Source organism: Bacillus sp. N447-1 (assembly GCF_022701035.1).
GTDB lineage: Bacteria > Bacillota > Bacilli > Bacillales > Bacillaceae_G > Bacillus_A > Bacillus_A cereus.
Genome location: NZ_CP065509.1, coordinates 942,530 through 959,741 on the forward strand (window position 1 = coordinate 942,530; position 17,212 = coordinate 959,741).

The window sequence follows — 17,212 nt, forward strand, 5'->3', positions numbered from 1 at the left end:
TGTTTCCTTAAAATTTAGTATACAGATATTACAAACTCTTTCATATAAAAAGGCTACCTCTACAACCTATAGAGATAGCCTTCTATTACATATTATTTTTGAAATACATGTTTTACTTTTTCAGCTGGAATATTACTTCCGCCTCTACCTTTTACATCTTCAATCATCATTGTAATGACCATATCTGGCGAATTTAAATCAAATGCAGCGAACCAACCTAGTTCTTTTCCTTCGGCCTCTTTTGATACTTTTAATTCCGCTGTACCTGTTTTTCCAGCAAGAGTCATACCATCAATTTTAGCAATTTTCCCTGTACCATCTGGATCATTAATTACTTTCGTCATTGCAGTTTTTAATATATCCTGATTTCCTTTAGAAATTACATTTTCTTTCCAAGCTTTTGGTTGTTTATCTGTTTTAATAATATACGGTGACGGAATCGTTCCATCATTTACAATTGGCGCATACGTTAAAGCTAAATGAAGAGGAGTCATTAATACTTGTCCTTGTCCATATCCCGTATCTGCCATTTGAATATCATTTTTAATGCCGTCATTTGCAATTTTAGAAGCAGGGAATCCATATTCAATTGGTAGTTTCTCATCGAATCCGAATTTTTTTGCTTCACTCATAAACTTGTCTTTTCCGATTTTCAAAGCTTCTTGTGCGAAGTAAATATTATCCGAGTATTTCATCGCCTTATCAAGATCAATCGGATTTGCATCTTTCACACGCGTTACATAGTAATTACCCCAAGAAGAATCTTTTGTCCATTTTAATCCTTCAATTTTCAACTCTTCTTTTGGATTAATTGCTTTCGTTTCAAGACCAATTGCAGCTGTAATAGGTTTAAATACAGAACCTGGTACCGACAATTGTGTAAAGCGATTTGTCATTGGTTTTTTCGGATCATTATTCCAAGCTTCGCGTTGTGCCTTCGATGTCCCTCGTGCAATTATATTAGGATCATATGCTGGACTACTTACTAGTGCAATTGTTTCTCCACTTTTCGGATTAATTGCTGCACTTGAACCAGCTTCGCCCTTCATTTCATTATACGTTTTTTCTTGAACAACACTATCAATAGTTAAAGTTACATTTTCTCCATCAACAGCATCTGTTTTTGCCAAGTTTTTAATTTCTTTTCCTTGCGCATCTTCTACAAAGACACGGCCACCTTTTTTACCGCGTAGCTTTTCCTCTAATACTTGCTCTAAACCAGCTTTACCAACTGGGTCATCAGCTTGATAGCCTTTCTTTTGTAGCGTTTTTAAATCTTCAGCATTTACCTTTCCAATATAACCAGTCAGATGAGCTGCCGCTTCCCCTAACGGATATGTACGAACATTTACAGGTTTTGTTGAAACACCTGGTAAATCAATGTACGTATTTTGTGTTGCCCCTTCAGGCAAAATTCCAATTGGTACGAGATACCCTGGTTTTACCCATTTAGCAGCTAATTTTTGATCAATTTCTTCTACAGACATATTTAATAACTTCGCTACTGTTTCTTTCGTTTGCGGAGCAGCATCGCCTAACTTTTCAGGAATCAATCCGATTTCAGAAGCTTTCCCATTCGTTGCAAGACCTTTTCCATTACGATCGTATATTTCACCACGTTTTGGCTGTGTTGTCTGCATACGCACTTTACTATCTTTCGTCATGCCTGGGAAAATAAAATCAGGAGTCCAATCTATTTTCCAAGATTCTTTATCTCCATCTTTTTCTTTCACCATTTTTGCTTCATGACCAAATGTAATTTTACCACCAACTGTATCCATGCTTACTTTAAAAGGAACAGGGCCTTCATCTTTTTTATCTTCTTTTACTTCCCCTGTTTCTACCTTTAAGTCTTTCACTTCGATACCAGAATAAATTTTTTCATATTTCTCAGTAAACTCTTTCTTTGAAATATCTTTTTTTGCATTTTTTGATAGTTGATCATACATATCTGCAAATTTTTGTTTATTCCACGCTTTTACATATGTATCAAACGCTTCTTGTGGTTTTTCTTCTTTACCACATCCAACTAACATGAATGTTAAGCAAAGAAAAAGAATCCCCCATATCTTTCTCAATCGATTCTCCTCCTCTTTCTATATTAGTACTTTTGAAAATTTTAGCATTTTTACATGCTACCTATCATTATAGCACTATCGAATCTCATCTATAAACTTATATTGGTGAATATAAATAAAAGATTGATGCGAATTCTCACATCAATCTTTTTATTATTGTTGTTTCTCATATACATGGTAATAATACGTATATGGGTTTTTCATCCGTTAAACCTTTTTCTACAAAAATCTCTTTCCAATTTGTCATATCTATTCCTGGGAAGAATGTATCTCCTTCAAATGCATGATGGATTTTTGTTATATATAACTTGTCTACATAAGGTAAAAAGAGGTCGTAAATTTGCGCTCCACCAAAAATAAAAATCTCTTCTTCATTTTTACATAGTTCAAACACTTCTTCTACAGAATGAACAACTTCACAACCTTCAACATGATACCCTTCATTACGAGTTACAATAATATTACGTCTTCCAGGCAGTGGTCTACCAATCGCTTCATAGTTCTTTCTTCCCATAATAAGCGGGTGACCCATCGTTGTTTTCTTCACGTATTGTAATTCACTCGGTAAACGCCAAGGTAAATTATTATCTTTACCAATTACTCTATTTTCGTCCATAGCGACCATAAATGAAACAATCATTTTTTCATCTCCTCTACAATTATACTGCAACCGGTGCTTTAATTGCTGGATGCGGATCGTATCCTTCAATCATTAAATCTTCCATTTCAAAATCGAAAACAGATTTCACATCTGGATTTAATGTAAGTTTCGGGAATGGACGTGGTTCACGTGCCAATTGCTTTTCTACTTGTTCAAAATGATTTGTATAAATGTGTGCATCACCAATTGTATGAACAAATTCTCCCACTTCAAGTCCGCATTCATGTGCAATTAAATGTGTTAGTAGTGAGTAACTTGCAATGTTAAATGGAATCCCAAGGAATATGTCACCACTTCTTTGATATAACTGACAAGAAAGCTTTCCATCTGCTACATAAAACTGGAATAGCGTATGACAAGGCGGTAAGGCCATACTTGGTACATCTTCTGGATTCCAGGCAGAAACGATTAAACGACGTGAGTCTGGTGTTTTTTTAATCATTTCAATTACATCTTTTAATTGATCAAGTGTCTCACCAGCTGTCGTTTTCCAAGCACGCCACTGTTTACCGTAAACGTCTCCTAAATAACCATATTTATTTGAGAACTCATCATCTTCTAAAACGTTCTTTTTAAACAATTCCATTTGCTCGTCGTACTGTACTTTAAATTCTTCATCTTGTTGTGAGCGAAGACCAAAATCAGTCATGTCAGGACCAGTATACTCATCACTTTCTACCCAGCTCTTAAAAGCCCATTCATTCCAAATGTTATTATTATGCTGCAATAAATAGCGAATATTTGTATCACCTTTCATAAACCAAAGCAGTTCACTTGCTACAAGGCGAAACGGTACTCTCTTTGTTGTTAATAAAGGAAAACCTTTACTTAGATCAAAACGCATTTGATATCCAAATACAGATACAGTGCCTGTCCCTGTACGGTCTTCTTTCTTCGTACCATGTTCCATTACATGGCGGCATAAATTTAAGTATTCATTTTCAGCATGTTTCATATGTAGGAAAACCTTCTTTCAATCGTATATGCAATTTATCATAACATGAAAAATGATAAATTTAATAATCCTAATTAATAAAATTTCTTGCGCTAATTCTTACAAAATTATTAACTTTCCGAATATAAAAAGGTTTTCATTTTCTATTACCGAAAGTATAGTGCGGTAGAACAAAATTTATATTTGGAGGTTAGAAGTATGTCTAAAATTGAAACGCCTGTTATGACTTCTTTACAAACAACGGCTGAAAAAATGATGAAGGATTTAAATGTTCCTGGTGCTGCTGTCGCTGTTATAAAAGACGGTGAAGTTATTATTTCAGAAGGTTTCGGCTATCGTAATATAGAAACAAAAGAGGCTGTTACACCGAATACTCGATTCGCAATCGGTTCCTCAACGAAAGCATTTGGCACACTTTCATTAAGCTTGTTAGCACAGCAAAAAAAGTTTAATTGGGATACCCCTATCCAGTCTTATATACCTAACTTTACTTTATCTGAACTACTTGCTAGCTCACAAGTTACAGGACGGGATTTAGCTTCTCATCGAACTGGAGTGAGTCGTCATGAGGCTCTTTGGTACAGTTCTTCCTTATCTCGAAAAGATCTCGTTGAAAAAATAAAACATTTACCACTTGATGCACCGTTCCGAACTGCATTTCTATATAACAATTTAATGTATGCAACAATTAGCTACATTGTTGAAAACATTACAAATCAAACGTGGGAGCAATACACTACAGAACATATTTTAGAACCTTTAAATATGAGACATACAAACTTCTCTGTTAACGATTCACAAACTACAGATGATTACGCTTTACCTTACATTGAAAATGACGGTGAAATAAAAGCAGTTCCATTCCGTAACATCGATACAGTTGGCGCTGCTGGGTGTATTAATTCCACAATTGAAGATATGGCAAATTGGGTACTTCTCCACTTAAATGAAGGAAAATTTGGAGATCATGAATTAATCTCCTCTGAATTATTACAACAAATGTATACACCACACAATTCAATTCCAGACCAACCGGTTTTATCACTCCCTGAATCTCCATTAAATAGTTACGGTCTTGGTTGGTTTATTAGCGCTTATCGTGGTAAAAAAGTGATTCATCATGGCGGTAATATCGATGGATTTTCAGCGCTTGTTTCATTCATACCAACAGAAAACATAGGCCTTGTCATTTTAACGAATGCTGGAGGAACATTACTTCCTACTTATCTCGCTAATCAAATTTATGACGAACTACTTGAATTAGAATCCATTGATTGGCATAAACGTGCTGTAGAAGATACTAAAAAAATGAAGGAAATGATGAAAGAAGCAACTGAATCCCTCCCTGAACAAATTAAAGGGACTACACCTTCGCACAAGTTAGAGGATTATACTGGTACTTTTGAACATCCTGCATACGGAACATTACAAGTATACAAACGAGATGATTCGTTATATGTACAATTTATGGAAATGGATATTCAATTAGGGCATCATCATTACGACATCTTCTCTGCAAAAGTTGACTTATTCCAAATGAAAATGAGCTTATTATTCGCTTATGAAATGAATGTAAGTGGTGAATTCCCATCCCTTCAGTTACATGTACCAGCTACATTAAGTACTCAGCCGCTTACATTTAAGAAAATTAAATAAGTATTTTGATGGTAAAAAATAAAGGTAGGTGCGAATCACACCTACCTTTTCTATTTCATATCAATCTTATCTGATTGAAACCAAATTGGCTTCGATAACTCAAAGTTATTATGATCCTCTAAAACTATAGTAAGGCGCTCTAACATATCATCTAACATATGCGGCGCTGCTCGTAATGTCCAGACAACTGAGGAGAAAACTGTCATACCAACGTACACCGTGTATAATGTCCAGAATTCCTCTGGTATTTTTCTATTAAAGTATCCTTCTATTTGTCCGATTGAATACGGAATACTAATGTCCCTTGCAAACAGTGCAATTTTCACAAAATCATGAAGTGGATCGCCCCAATCGTAGCCATTAAAATCAACAACACCTACATATTTTCCATCCCGTACAATTATATTTTCTAAGTGAAAATCATCGTGTTGAAATCGATTTGGGCGGTTCTTTAAATATATTTCATTTTCTTCAATAAACTTTATGATTTTATCATCATTTTTTATGTTTATTCCACATGTTTTATATGCCTCTAAATATTTACTATGTTTTTTCATTGCTCTTTCATACCATGGAAGTATATTATTAGGAGCTTCATATGTATGCATTTTTGCTAAATCTTTCCCTGCCTCTATACCAATATCATATTGTTCTTTTGGTGAATACGTAGGCAATAACTTCTTCGCATCTTCCCCTTCTAAATACGAAAAGATGCCATAGCATAAACCTTCTTCTGCCAACAAACCTATTTCAATTGGTTTTTGTGCTTGCACACTACGATTTTGCATTTCATTTAAAATTTGAAACTCTATTTTCTTTCTTTCATACTCTTTTATATCGCCTGTCCGCAATAAATATTTATCATTATTCGCACTCGTAATTATATATTTCTTATCAGGTGAAAAACCTTTAGAAATTTCTTTAATATCCACTGCATTTTTTACTATTTGTATATTGTTTTGCCATGCTGTAATTATCTTCATATCTATTCCCCTTACATTTCTGCATTTGGTGTATAGGCAACTTCTACAATAAATCCATTCGGATCGTAAAAATCAATCGTATAGTAACCTTCCGAATAATGATTCATTTCAATTGGACCACGTATTACCTTCACTTTCGTACTAGAAAGAAAATCTGCTACTTCCTCAACTACTTCTCTATGAATAGCTTGATAACAAATATGTCTAGGCCCTAACGTCCTTACAATTTCCTCATCTACTTCTTTAAAGTATATTTCACTTTCTCCTGTGCTATATGCTATTTCATTTAACTTTCTCCACCCAATTATGGAAAACAACTTATTATAAAAAGAAATGGATTCCTCTAAATTTGCTACCCAAAATTCAATATGATGAATGCCTGCTCGCAGTGTATTCATATTAAGAATACGCTCCTTGTACTACTTGCACAATTTCCATCGGCTTATGAACCATGTAATCTGGTGCATCTTTTTTCACTGTTTCAATAACATCATATCCCCAAGATACCCAAATTACGTTCACTCCAGCCTTTTTACACGCTGCTACGTCTCGCTGTTCATCACCGACATATAACATATCTTTCTCTGTTATTTTTTTTGATTTCAAAAATCTTTTTATCATTTTATCTTTACCAAACAAATTTTTAGAACAATACACTTCTTGAATATTTTCGATACCATTCTTGTGTAAAAACGCCCGAATATGCTCTTCTGAGTTCGATGATATGACTGCAATTCCGTAGCCTTTTTTATGTAGTTCATCTAATACTTCTTTCATCCCATGGAACAAAACGAGATTTTTTATAGCAGGCTGATATAATTTATAAAATTCCAACGCTAATATCGGTAGTTTATACAGTGGTACATTAAGTTGTTTACATCTCTCTGGCATCGTTAATTTACGTAAATGTTCAATTTCGTCTTCCTTTACTGCTTTATACCCATGTTTTTCAGCAAGTTGATTATAAATCGGTACAAATATATTTTGTGAATCTACTAATGTGCCATCAAAGTCAAAAACAATATATTTTTGCATTCCCATACTCCCTTTGCTTCTTTTTTCTAAACCTATGTTATTCAACAACATAGGTGTCTGTCCCTTCTATAAAAATAAAAAAGAACAAGATTTTCTCTTGTTCTTTTTAAGACAACCATTTCGGTGGTACATTCGTATTCCAATAAATATTTCCTAACTCATGATGTCCAGAGTATCCATCATCAAAACGGTGGTAATGGAAATTAAAATAATAACCATCTTGCGGTGGATGATCTCTTCTTACATGGAAACGCAATAAATCATTTCCAGATTTCGTATCGTAGACGTGAAAAATCTTCTCATTATTTCCACCAGCTGGTTTTTGAGAAATCGCTAATGATTGTAGTGAATCTTCTGGTACATCACTAGCAAGCTCAGCAATTGCCTCTTCAATTTTCGGTAATATTACATCTTTAAACTCATCTTCAATTACTGGACCAATTTTAGTACCAAACTTTTGCATCGACTGCTTCTCTGCTTCTTGCATTGCATAAGTAATAAAAGTATCGGTGGTTAACCTGTCATTCGTTTCTTCATATGTATAGGACGTGCTCTCCAAACTTTGTTGCCCAGCTGTGCTCGTAGGCTTGTCCGCAGCTTTGGCATTATCAAGTAATATGGAAGGAGGCGTCACTAAACCAAATGTAAACACGGTAATTAATGCGACTAAGGTTTTTCTAAACCAATTTGGCATTTATGTTCCCTCCCCTTTCACTCATTATTTTTTATATAACGGTGGTTTCTTCTATTATACAAAATGATTGTAATTTTTGCACTTTACAATTTTGTTAACGTTCACATATTTTTCACTTGAATATGAAATTGTAAGATTTCATACAATAAAAATACAACAACAATAAGGAGGCGATCAGATGACTTTAGATGTCATGTATTCCGCCGCAAGTATACTCGTTTTAGTATATTTTATTTATCAATGTGTTACAGACTAGAAAAAGAGCCGTCACTGGCTCTTTTTTACTGGTACAAATACAATCCATACAATTAATAAAATAAAAACAACGCTGCCTACCACAGCTGGCAATAAATAAAACTGTGAAAGTATAACTATTCCATATAAAAGTATTGCTGGTAGTAGTAAATAACGATCTGCCTTCCATCTTAACAATAGTAATTTCCCTTCATCACAATATAAACGAAGAAACATCTTATTCGTAAATTCATTCCAATAATCACGTGCATAGCGAGAAATTGCAACTACAGCAAATACGAGAACAATAGCTGCAATCCACCTTGGAGTCATAATTATACTTGCAGTACTGATACATACAATTTGAATATAAAATATTCGTGCAGTACTTGTACGGAAAAATTCTTTCAAAAAAGATTCGACAATACGAGAATCAGCTTTTTTCCCTAAAAGTCTTTTAGAGCGCGGAAACATCCACGGTTTTTTATTCGAACTACTCGGTTTAGCCGCATGACCACCAACTTGCATAATTCCGCTCGTCCAGCGCATGCTTTCCTCCTTTTCTTTCTCGATTTCTTTAAAAAAGAACTTTTTATAATTCATTTTCTCTTTTACTAATACACTACTTAAGAAAATTACTAGACCGATAAATAGAATTGAATACAACGGATTTTTATAAATAAAAAATAAACTAATTCCAAAAAAGGACACGCTCATAGAAAATACTACATTTTTTACAATCCATAAAACCCATCGTTTCCCCACATGTACATGAACAAATCTCGTTAACAACGACAACATAAATCGAAATATAGTAAAGAATACCCAAAATAATAGGACTTGTATCTCTGTTACTTCGATACTTTTCATCAACACTGGTAACATAATAACGACTACTATTATATTCGTTATCGCTATTCGAACAAATGTGTACATCATGCCATACTGGACTAATTTTCGCATATGTGTTGCATACGAAATTAAAAATAAACTATCCGCTTGCTCAAAAAATGAACGAACTCCTCTTGGATATGTTACTAGATAAAATGCGAGTAATCCTAATCCGAAATAAATCGTCTCTTCCGTTGATAATTCATTTATCCATAGCGATCGATAATAGATTCCCATAAATATAAGTGCTGGAATAATAATATATAATGCGACTGTCCAATCTGTTACCGAACGTATAGACTTCCATTTCCGCTCAAGTTCATGGCGTAATCTCTTATAAAATTGTTGTTTAATCATGTTGTTCACGCCTTACAATTACATCAAAGCAGTCTAATAATGAACTACCCGGCATTTCCGCTAATATTTGAATAGATTCTAAATGTCCATCTGCGACTAATGTACCTTGTGAAATGAGTAAAAATCTTTCACAAATTTTTTCAGCAGTATCTAATACGTGCGTACAAAGTAAAATTCCTGCCCCGCGCTCTTTTTCTTTATATAAATAATTTAAAAACTCTTTCGTAGCTACTGGATCTAAACCGATAAAAGGTTCGTCAATGATATAAAAATCTGGCTCAGTTAAAAACGCCAATATTAGCATAGACTTTTGTTTCATGCCTTTTGAAAACTTTGATAAATACTCATGTTTATGCTTATTCATTCGAAAAGTATGTAATAATTGTTCCGCTCGTTCTTCCCAACTTCCCATTTCACTTCCACGAGCTGCCATTAATAATTCAATATGTTCCCAGAGCGTCAAGTAATCATAGTATGTTGGATGTTCTGGTACGTATGCATACGGATTTTTCTTTTCACCGAATGATATTTCACCGTCCATATTTACAAGTAATCCGAGTATCGTTTTAATCGTCGTACTTTTCCCAGCACCATTTGCTCCAATAAGAGCAACTAGTTCACCTTTTTCGATAGAAAAAACTATATCATGAATTGTTTTTTCGCCTATTTCATATCCAGCTGAGCGGATATTTACTTTTAACATGCATTCCCCTTCTTTCCATTTCCAATACAATCAAGGAAAAGAATAACATATAACTATCTATATATCATTATAAAATATTTATTTTCATAGCAGGAAAAAACATTTTTTAACAGAATATTAAATGTTTGATTACATTTTATTGGAGTTGATAATATGTCTTTTCAAATTCGTGAAGCAACGATAGATGATATAGACGCACTTTGTTCTTTAACGAAAGAATTAAAAGGTTCCTCTATTTCCTATGAAGATATGAACAACCGCCTACAATTCGTACAAATGAGTCCGTTTGATTTTTTATATGTTTACGAGGAAGAAGAAGCTATATTTGGATTACTTGGATTTCGCATACGTGAAAATTTAGAAGATGTAACACGTTATGGAGAGATTTCAATTATTAGCGTTGATTCTAACATACGACGGAAAGGCATTGGACAAGTTTTGATGGATTATGCCGAGCAATTAGCAAAGAAACATAATTGCATTGGCACATGGCTAGTTAGTGGAACAAAAAGAGTAGAAGCTCATCCTTTTTACAAAAAATTAGGTTATGAAGTAAATGGCTACCGATTTGTAAAATATTTTTAAACTACTTTATAAAGTGAAGGGACTATAACTATGACAAACATTAAAGCAATTTTCATTGATCGTGACGGTACAATTGGTGGTGACACTACAATACATTATCCAGGATCTTTTACATTATTTCCATTCACAAAAACATCCTTGCAAAAACTAAAAGCTAAAAATATAAAAATTTTTTCTTTCACAAATCAACCCGGTATCGCAGATGGAATAGCAACTGTAGCCGATTTTGTACAAGAATTAGAAGGCTTCGGTTTTGATGATATTTATGTATGTCCTCATAAACACGGTGATGGTTGTGAATGCCGTAAACCAAGTACAGGCATGCTGCTTAAAGCAGCAAAAAAACATGGACTTAATTTAACACAATGTGCTGTAGTTGGTGATCGTTGGACTGATATTGTTGCAGGAGCAAAAGTAAATGCGACTACGATTCTAGTCCGAACAGGCGCTGGGTATGATGCTTTGCATACGTACCGAGACAAATGGGCACATATTGAACCAAACTACATTGCAGATAACTTTGAAGATGCAACAAACTGGGTTTTAAATCAACTATAATACAAATGAAAATTTTGATTCACCCGAAATAATTTAAAACATAGTTAAAATAGCCTTTTGGCAAATAATTGTATTCCACAAAACGGATCACCTCAAAAGGTAGCAAGTTCCCTTTTGATACGCAAACATTGCAATTCAAATTATATTTTTTATTAGTAACAGCAATTAACGTAAAGAAGGAATAGCTTAGTGGCTATCCCTTCTTTATTGACTTCTATTATTTACATTTGTTATCTGTTTTTATTGAGTATTCTCATCGTTTTTATACTCCAAAATATCCCCTGGCTGACACTCCAAAGCTTTACATATCGCTTCTAATGTTGAAAAACGAACCGCTTTTGCTTTCGCATTTTTCAAAATAGAAAGATTCGCCATCGTAATTCCAACCTTCTCTGAAAGCTCCGTTACACTCATTTTTCGTTTTGCTAACATGACGTCAATATTAATAATGATTGTCATATCCGCCACCTCAAACCGTCAAATCATTTTCTGATTTTATGTGAATTGCCTCTTGTAGAAGTCGTTGGAGGATAGCAGCAAAAACGGCGATAACGAGCGAAGCAAAAACGATAATGAGTCCCACTAACCCAATAGGAGGATCCATTTTTTTCGCTATAAAATGAAAAAGTGGCAAACTTAATACATACAAACCACTGATTGTAATTGCACAGCGCTTTATATTCTTTAACGCCTTCACTGATAATTCCGAGAACGCTGTGTTCTCATCAATGTACTGTAAAAGATTGAAAGCCTGATAAAGAGCAACGTAAAAAGGCACAGCTGCTCCATACATTACAATGAAAACAAGATATTTTATCGGAGCAATGTTAGGATACAAATTCGCTGTGAAATCCGCCATTTCCGGCACTAAAAATATGCATAAAGCAAGCACTGAAATTCCAGCAAGAAAAATAATTACTTTTAAGAACATTGTTGAACTTCGTTTAAGATTCATTTACAATACCTCACTTATTTAATGGCAACATAATTTTATCACAACATTTATTGTTTAACAATAAATAAATATCGTTTTATTTTTGTCATGTTTTTTAATTTAGGCAAAAATAAAAAAGAATTTCTCATTACAAAGAAATTCTTTTTCTTGAAAATGCCTCTTTCAACTTAATTTTTTAAAACGTTAATTCGTAATGGAAATAACGATTATCTCTCAAATAGCCATTTTCAGCGTATAATCGTTGTGCTGATAAATTATCAATCTCTGTTTGCAATTTTACACCTTTTGCTCCATTTTCTAATGCGTATTCTTTAGCAGCTTCTAATAATTTTTTACCTGTTCCGGCTCCACGCTTCGCCGCTTGTACAAATAAATCATTTAAAATCCATAATTCTTTCATTGAAATGGAAGAAAATGATGGATATAGTTGCGTGAATCCAATATATTCGTCGTCTTCAACTGCTACGAAAATAACAGACTCTTTTCTCTCAATTCGATTTCGTAAAAATACTTTTGCCCCTTCTAAATCAGAATCTTGTCTATAAAACATGCGATAGTTATTAAAAACTGATGCCAGTCCATCTAAATCTGCAATTGTTGCTTCATATATTCTCATTTTACTACATTCCCCTTCCAATACTGTCTCATTATATCCGTTGCCCATTTAGGCTGGTGTATTTCTTCTGTCGGCATAAACTCTTTCATTATTGGTTTTATATCCAATATAGGAGTGCCATCAATAGCATCTAATCCCTCAACAATAATTGATTTACCTTCTCTTTTGATCACCTTTACAATTGTTACACCTATGCGATTCGGACGATTTTTCCCGCGCTGTGCAAAAATACCTACTTCAGGATAATCCTTATTATTTCTAGGATGTCTAGCAAAATACTGAATTTGCTCGTCAGTTACTTTATGAAAATAAAAAACAACTTCAATATGAGAAAAATCTTCAATCCCTTGTATACTTTTTTCTGCATACATTTCAGTTAAAGTTATACGGGATCTTACTTCTCCCCACTCATCATCTTTTATTTCCTTTCTTTCATTATGTACAAATGCGATTGGTTGAACTGAAAACATACGCATTCCCCCTCAAATGTAACCACTTACATTATAAAGTATTTTCTGAATGTTTTCCAGATATACGAATTAAGTTTACATAATATAATTATAATCTATTTATCTAAAGCTACCTTGACTGCTTCAATTGCATGTATATGGGTCGTATCAAATATCGGGACTGATACGTTTTCTTGCTTTATTAATAAACCTATTTCCGTACAACCTAATATAATTCCTTGTGCTCCTTCTTGTACTAATTCTTCTATAACCCTTTTATAATACTCTCTAGATTGAACTACTATTTTTCCTAAACATAATTCTGTATATATTACTTCGTTTACTTTTTCTCTATTTGTTCCTGATGGTACTATTACTTTTATATCATGCTCTTCAATACGTGACTTATAGAAATCTTGCTCCATTGTATATTTAGTTCCAAGCAGACCAACCTTTTGAATGTCTTTTCTTTTAATTTCTTTTGCAGTTGCATCAGCAATATGTAAGACTGGAATATCAATTTTTTCCTTTATTTTTTCAACTACCTTATGCATTGTATTTGTACAAATGATTATAAAGTCTGCTCCTCCCTTTTGTAATGAATATGCCGCATTCCCTAGAATTTCTCCAGCACCATCCCAATCTCCGCTAGACTGACATCGTTCAATCTCTTCAAAATCCACACTATTAATCAAACATTTTGCTGAATGTAGCCCTCCTAATCTCTCTTTTATTTCTTCATTAATAATTCGATAATATTCAGAAGTTGATTCCCAACTCATGCCACCTATAAGACCTATCGTTTTCATATAAACACCTACCTAAACTATTTTTATAAAACTAATAACAACGTTTTATTGTGTATATTATACATAATAAAACAAGACTTTAAGTTTGGAATATAAAGTCTTGTTTTAACGGAAATATGGAAATAATAAAGAATAATTCTACTTTCATTTCCAAGGAAATTTTTATAGAATATTCTGAAATTAATAATCTGATGTTTTTATAAATTCTTTATACTTATAATTAAAACACTCTCGATACAGCTCTTTGATTTCATCATATGATGGAACACGTGGGTTATTAGCTGGGCTACCACTTTCAATTGCATCTGATGCCATTTTAGAAATAGCATTTTCAAATTCAATTTCATCGATTCCGTATTCTTTTAAATTTGGAATACGAAGATCAAAGCAAAGTTTTTTTATTTCACCAAGTGTGTAGTCTGCTACTTCCTCATCAGAATTCGAATACAAATCCTTATTTAAACTACGTCCAATTTTTGCTAACCTTTTCATTGCACTTGTTTTTGTAAACTCTAACACTGTAGGTAATAGTATGGCATTTGATATTCCATGCGGTACATGAAATAATGCTCCCACTGGCCTTGACATTCCATGAACTAATGTAACTGATGCATTAGAAAATGCAATTCCAGCTTGTAAAGAAGCAATCATCATCGCTTCTCTTGCCTCCATATTACGTCCATCTTCATATGCTATACGTAAATATTTCATAATACTTTCAATAGCTGAAAGAGCAAGTACATCTGTAAGTGGTTGTGAAAATTTAGAAATATAAGCTTCAATCGCATGACATAACGCATCTATTCCTGTTGCTGCCGTAATTTGTGGGGGTAACGAACTTGTCAAAACTGGATCTATAATTGCTACTTTCGGTATAAAACTAGGATGCTTCATCATCATTTTTACATCTGTTTTTTTATTCGTAATTACTGCTACACTTGTAACTTCCGATCCAGTACCAGAAGTTGTTGGAATTGCAATAAGTGGTAGTGGATTGTTTTCTATTTTAATATCCTTTTGGACATAATCCTCAACTTCTCCACCATTTGTATATAAAACCGCTACCGCTTTCGCAGCATCAATACAACTTCCACCACCAATACCGATAATAAAATCGCACTTTTCCTCTTTACAAAGAGATAACGCTTCTAATACGTGTATATTTGTAGGCTCAGCATCCACTTTATTATATGTACTAACAGTAATACCTTTCTTATTTAGTTGTTGCATACACTTTTCAACATATCCTAATTTCTCCATAATTGTATCAGTAACTATAAAAGCTCTTTTCCCTAACTTTTTTGATTGTTCTCCCAGTTTTTCAAGCGAATTCCTTCCATATAATACCGACTTTGGCATACGAAACTCAGAAACCTCTTGCAAGTCCCCCACCCCTTCTTATCCTAATTAATATTTTATAACATAAATTATCGATTTGATGAATCTTTACGATTCAAATTTTTTAATAGAGTCCTGTTAAAGTATAGAATGCGATAACTAAAAATACAGCAACCGTTTTCAAAATTGTAATAGCAAATATATCTTTATATGACTGTTTATGTGTTAATCCTGTTACTGTAAGAATAGTAATAATAGCCCCGTTATGTGGTAGTGTATCCATTCCTCCTGATGCCATTGATACGATACGGTGCATAACTTCTAATGGAATATCAAATTGATTGGCCGCTGCAATAAATTTATCTCCCATTGCACTTAATACTATTCCCATTCCTCCTGATGCCGAGCCTGTAATTCCAGCTAAAATATTCGTCGTTACTGCACCATTCACTAACGGATTTGTGAAAGTAGCAGAGATGCCATCTCTCATAATTGCGAAACCTGGAAGTGCTGCAATGACACCACCGAATCCAAACTCAGCTCCTGTATTCATCGTTGCAAGTAGCGCTCCACCAATACTTGTATTCAATCCAGCTTGGAAACCTGTTACTACTCGCTTCCAATATAATAATAACGTTGTTAAGATCCCTATAATAAGTGCCAATTCTACAGACCAAATTCCTACTACTGCACTTAATTCTACTTTTCCAAATGTTTTCATACCAATTGCAGAAAAATCAAAACCGCTTGGATACCACTTCGGTATCATAATAATAAACACTTTATTCATTACACCTACTAAAATAAGTGGTATAAATGCAATAAGTTGTTGTGCTCTTGTGATTTCAATGTTATTAGTTAATGGCATATTTTTTTGTTCTACTTGCAAAGATGCTGCCATTTCAGTATTTCCATCATTAAAACCAAAGTATCCTTCACCTGCCGCTTTTGCCTTCTTACGTCTACTCTCTAAATATAGTAAACCTACTGTAAGAACAAAAATTGCTCCTACAATCCCAAGTATCGGTGCAGCATAAATATCCGTTTTAAAAAATGTTGTAGGTATTACATTTTGAATTTGTGGTGATCCAGGTAACGCATCCATTGTAAACGTTACTGCTCCAAGAACAATCGTTCCAGGGATTAAACACTTTGGAATATTAGCTTGTCGAAACAACTTAGCTGCGAACGGATAAACAGCAAACACTACTACATACACACTAACACCACTATACGTTAAAATAGCCCCCATTAATACAATCGCTAATATAGTACGTTTTTCACCAACTAACTCAATAATTGTTTTTGCGATAGAATCTGCAATTCCTGACATTTCCACTACTTTTCCAAATATTGCTCCTAATAAAAACACAGGAAAATATAATTTTATAAATCCAACCATTTTCTCCATAAAGATATTAGAAAAGAAAGGTAATACATAACTAGGTTCTGTCAAAAATACTGCAAATAATGCAAATATCGGTGCGAATAAAATAACAGAAAAACCTCTGTATGCTACGAACATAAGTAAACTTAGTGCTAATAATATAATAACTAACTCCAATTTTACCCTCCATTAAACAGAATATTCTAAATTTTATTGATAAATTTCTACTAACCTTTTAATTCTGACATCCCTCCTCTTATTCATACAA

The 17,212-nt window shown here is 33.6% G+C and carries 18 protein-coding genes and 1 pseudogene; 3 read left to right on the plus strand and 16 right to left on the minus strand.

Features of this window, described 5'->3' with window-relative positions:
• Positions 1 to 92 precede the first annotated feature (92 nt).
• From pbpC to IQ781_RS04665, 3 genes and pseudogenes are all read right to left on the minus strand, one after another.
• Positions 93 to 2,078, minus strand: coding sequence for a penicillin-binding protein 3 (gene pbpC, locus IQ781_RS04655; RefSeq protein ID WP_139846918.1), 1,986 nt, complete (start codon positions 2,076 to 2,078; stop codon positions 93 to 95).
• Between the two features lie 153 nt (positions 2,079 to 2,231).
• A pseudogene (locus IQ781_RS04660) lies at positions 2,232 to 2,718 on the minus strand (dihydrofolate reductase).
• A gap of 19 nt (positions 2,719 to 2,737) precedes the next feature.
• Entirely contained in the window at positions 2,738 to 3,694 is a 957-nt protein-coding gene (locus IQ781_RS04665; RefSeq protein WP_044795539.1) for a thymidylate synthase, read from the minus strand.
• A 198-nt stretch (positions 3,695 to 3,892) separates the two neighbouring features.
• Here IQ781_RS04665 and IQ781_RS04670 point away from each other — a divergent pair, with 198 nt between their 5' ends.
• Positions 3,893 to 5,350 (plus strand): serine hydrolase, encoded by a 1,458-nt coding sequence (locus IQ781_RS04670; protein WP_000034322.1) that lies wholly within the window; start codon positions 3,893 to 3,895, stop codon positions 5,348 to 5,350.
• A gap of 50 nt (positions 5,351 to 5,400) precedes the next feature.
• On the opposite strand, the gene IQ781_RS04675 is transcribed toward IQ781_RS04670, so the two are convergent.
• The 6 genes from IQ781_RS04675 to IQ781_RS04700 form a co-directional block, all read right to left on the minus strand.
• Positions 5,401 to 6,333, minus strand: coding sequence for an aminoglycoside phosphotransferase family protein (locus IQ781_RS04675; protein ID WP_000692087.1), 933 nt, complete (start codon positions 6,331 to 6,333; stop codon positions 5,401 to 5,403).
• Positions 6,334 to 6,344: 11 nt separating this feature from the next.
• A complete protein-coding gene (locus IQ781_RS04680) occupies positions 6,345 to 6,731 on the minus strand; it encodes a VOC family protein (protein ID WP_001094664.1) in 387 nt (128 codons plus the stop codon).
• Between the two features lies 1 nt (position 6,732).
• Positions 6,733 to 7,368 (minus strand): HAD family hydrolase, encoded by a 636-nt coding sequence (locus IQ781_RS04685; protein ID WP_025687389.1) that lies wholly within the window; start codon positions 7,366 to 7,368, stop codon positions 6,733 to 6,735.
• A 106-nt stretch (positions 7,369 to 7,474) separates the two neighbouring features.
• Complete coding sequence (locus tag IQ781_RS04690) at positions 7,475 to 8,062, minus strand: YpjP family protein (protein WP_001134421.1); 588 nt, start codon at positions 8,060 to 8,062, stop codon at positions 7,475 to 7,477.
• Positions 8,063 to 8,329: 267 nt separating this feature from the next.
• Positions 8,330 to 9,544 carry an ABC transporter permease gene (locus tag IQ781_RS04695; RefSeq protein ID WP_000595443.1) on the minus strand — a complete coding sequence of 405 codons (1,215 nt, stop codon included), beginning with the start codon at positions 9,542 to 9,544 and terminating at the stop codon, positions 8,330 to 8,332.
• Positions 9,537 to 10,247: an ABC transporter ATP-binding protein gene (locus tag IQ781_RS04700; RefSeq protein WP_000921912.1), complete on the minus strand. Its 711-nt coding sequence runs from the start codon at positions 10,245 to 10,247 to the stop codon at positions 9,537 to 9,539. Before IQ781_RS04700 ends, IQ781_RS04695 begins: the two co-directional genes overlap by 8 nt.
• A 153-nt stretch (positions 10,248 to 10,400) precedes the next feature.
• On the opposite strand from IQ781_RS04700, the gene IQ781_RS04705 reads away from it, so the two are divergent.
• Together IQ781_RS04705 and IQ781_RS04710 are read left to right on the plus strand one after the other, a co-directional pair.
• Positions 10,401 to 10,832, plus strand: coding sequence for a GNAT family N-acetyltransferase (locus IQ781_RS04705; protein ID WP_000009777.1), 432 nt, complete (start codon positions 10,401 to 10,403; stop codon positions 10,830 to 10,832).
• A 30-nt stretch (positions 10,833 to 10,862) separates the two neighbouring features.
• Positions 10,863 to 11,390 carry an HAD-IIIA family hydrolase gene (locus tag IQ781_RS04710; RefSeq protein WP_000181785.1) on the plus strand — a complete coding sequence of 176 codons (528 nt, stop codon included), beginning with the start codon at positions 10,863 to 10,865 and terminating at the stop codon, positions 11,388 to 11,390.
• Between the two features lie 240 nt (positions 11,391 to 11,630).
• Here the strand turns inward: IQ781_RS04710 and IQ781_RS04715 are convergent, their stop codons facing one another.
• From IQ781_RS04715 to IQ781_RS04745, 7 genes are all read right to left on the minus strand, one after another.
• Entirely contained in the window at positions 11,631 to 11,849 is a 219-nt protein-coding gene (locus IQ781_RS04715) for a helix-turn-helix domain-containing protein (RefSeq protein ID WP_000152532.1), read from the minus strand.
• 10 nt (positions 11,850 to 11,859) lie between these two features.
• On the minus strand, positions 11,860 to 12,345 hold the full coding sequence (locus IQ781_RS04720) for a DUF2975 domain-containing protein (RefSeq protein ID WP_001050141.1): 486 nt from the start codon (positions 12,343 to 12,345) through the stop codon (positions 11,860 to 11,862).
• 175 nt (positions 12,346 to 12,520) lie between these two features.
• Positions 12,521 to 12,961 carry a GNAT family N-acetyltransferase gene (locus IQ781_RS04725; RefSeq protein ID WP_001223868.1) on the minus strand — a complete coding sequence of 147 codons (441 nt, stop codon included), beginning with the start codon at positions 12,959 to 12,961 and terminating at the stop codon, positions 12,521 to 12,523.
• Positions 12,958 to 13,431, minus strand: coding sequence for an SAM-dependent methyltransferase (locus IQ781_RS04730; protein ID WP_000493258.1), 474 nt, complete (start codon positions 13,429 to 13,431; stop codon positions 12,958 to 12,960). The genes IQ781_RS04725 and IQ781_RS04730 overlap by 4 nt, the downstream gene beginning before the upstream one ends.
• 95 nt (positions 13,432 to 13,526) lie before the next feature.
• Positions 13,527 to 14,219: an aspartate/glutamate racemase family protein gene (locus IQ781_RS04735; RefSeq protein ID WP_000848563.1), complete on the minus strand. Its 693-nt coding sequence runs from the start codon at positions 14,217 to 14,219 to the stop codon at positions 13,527 to 13,529.
• A 180-nt stretch (positions 14,220 to 14,399) separates the two neighbouring features.
• Entirely contained in the window at positions 14,400 to 15,602 is a 1,203-nt protein-coding gene (locus IQ781_RS04740; protein WP_065211744.1) for an iron-containing alcohol dehydrogenase, read from the minus strand.
• 79 nt (positions 15,603 to 15,681) lie between these two features.
• The gene (locus IQ781_RS04745; RefSeq protein WP_242808244.1) at positions 15,682 to 17,121 is read right to left on the minus strand and encodes a GntP family permease; all 1,440 of its coding nucleotides are present in this window, start codon (positions 17,119 to 17,121) and stop codon (positions 15,682 to 15,684) included.
• Positions 17,122 to 17,212: the final 91 nt, after the last annotated feature.

Coding starts and splice junctions, on each gene's coding strand:
- IQ781_RS04725 (WP_001223868.1), bottom strand. CDS start 12,961: ATGAGAATATATGAAGCAACAATTGCAGATTTAGATGGACTGGCATCA.
- IQ781_RS04735 (WP_000848563.1), bottom strand. CDS start 14,219: ATGAAAACGATAGGTCTTATAGGTGGCATGAGTTGGGAATCAACTTCT.
- IQ781_RS04715 (WP_000152532.1), bottom strand. CDS start 11,849: ATGACAATCATTATTAATATTGACGTCATGTTAGCAAAACGAAAAATG.
- IQ781_RS04685 (WP_025687389.1), bottom strand. CDS start 7,368: ATGCAAAAATATATTGTTTTTGACTTTGATGGCACATTAGTAGATTCA.
- IQ781_RS04680 (WP_001094664.1), bottom strand. CDS start 6,731: ATGAATACACTGCGAGCAGGCATTCATCATATTGAATTTTGGGTAGCA.
- IQ781_RS04710 (WP_000181785.1), top strand. CDS start 10,863: ATGACAAACATTAAAGCAATTTTCATTGATCGTGACGGTACAATTGGT.
- IQ781_RS04690 (WP_001134421.1), bottom strand. CDS start 8,062: ATGCCAAATTGGTTTAGAAAAACCTTAGTCGCATTAATTACCGTGTTT.
- IQ781_RS04700 (WP_000921912.1), bottom strand. CDS start 10,247: ATGTTAAAAGTAAATATCCGCTCAGCTGGATATGAAATAGGCGAAAAA.
- IQ781_RS04720 (WP_001050141.1), bottom strand. CDS start 12,345: ATGAATCTTAAACGAAGTTCAACAATGTTCTTAAAAGTAATTATTTTT.
- IQ781_RS04670 (WP_000034322.1), top strand. CDS start 3,893: ATGTCTAAAATTGAAACGCCTGTTATGACTTCTTTACAAACAACGGCT.
- IQ781_RS04705 (WP_000009777.1), top strand. CDS start 10,401: ATGTCTTTTCAAATTCGTGAAGCAACGATAGATGATATAGACGCACTT.
- IQ781_RS04675 (WP_000692087.1), bottom strand. CDS start 6,333: ATGAAGATAATTACAGCATGGCAAAACAATATACAAATAGTAAAAAAT.
- IQ781_RS04695 (WP_000595443.1), bottom strand. CDS start 9,544: ATGATTAAACAACAATTTTATAAGAGATTACGCCATGAACTTGAGCGG.
- IQ781_RS04665 (WP_044795539.1), bottom strand. CDS start 3,694: ATGAAACATGCTGAAAATGAATACTTAAATTTATGCCGCCATGTAATG.
- IQ781_RS04730 (WP_000493258.1), bottom strand. CDS start 13,431: ATGTTTTCAGTTCAACCAATCGCATTTGTACATAATGAAAGAAAGGAA.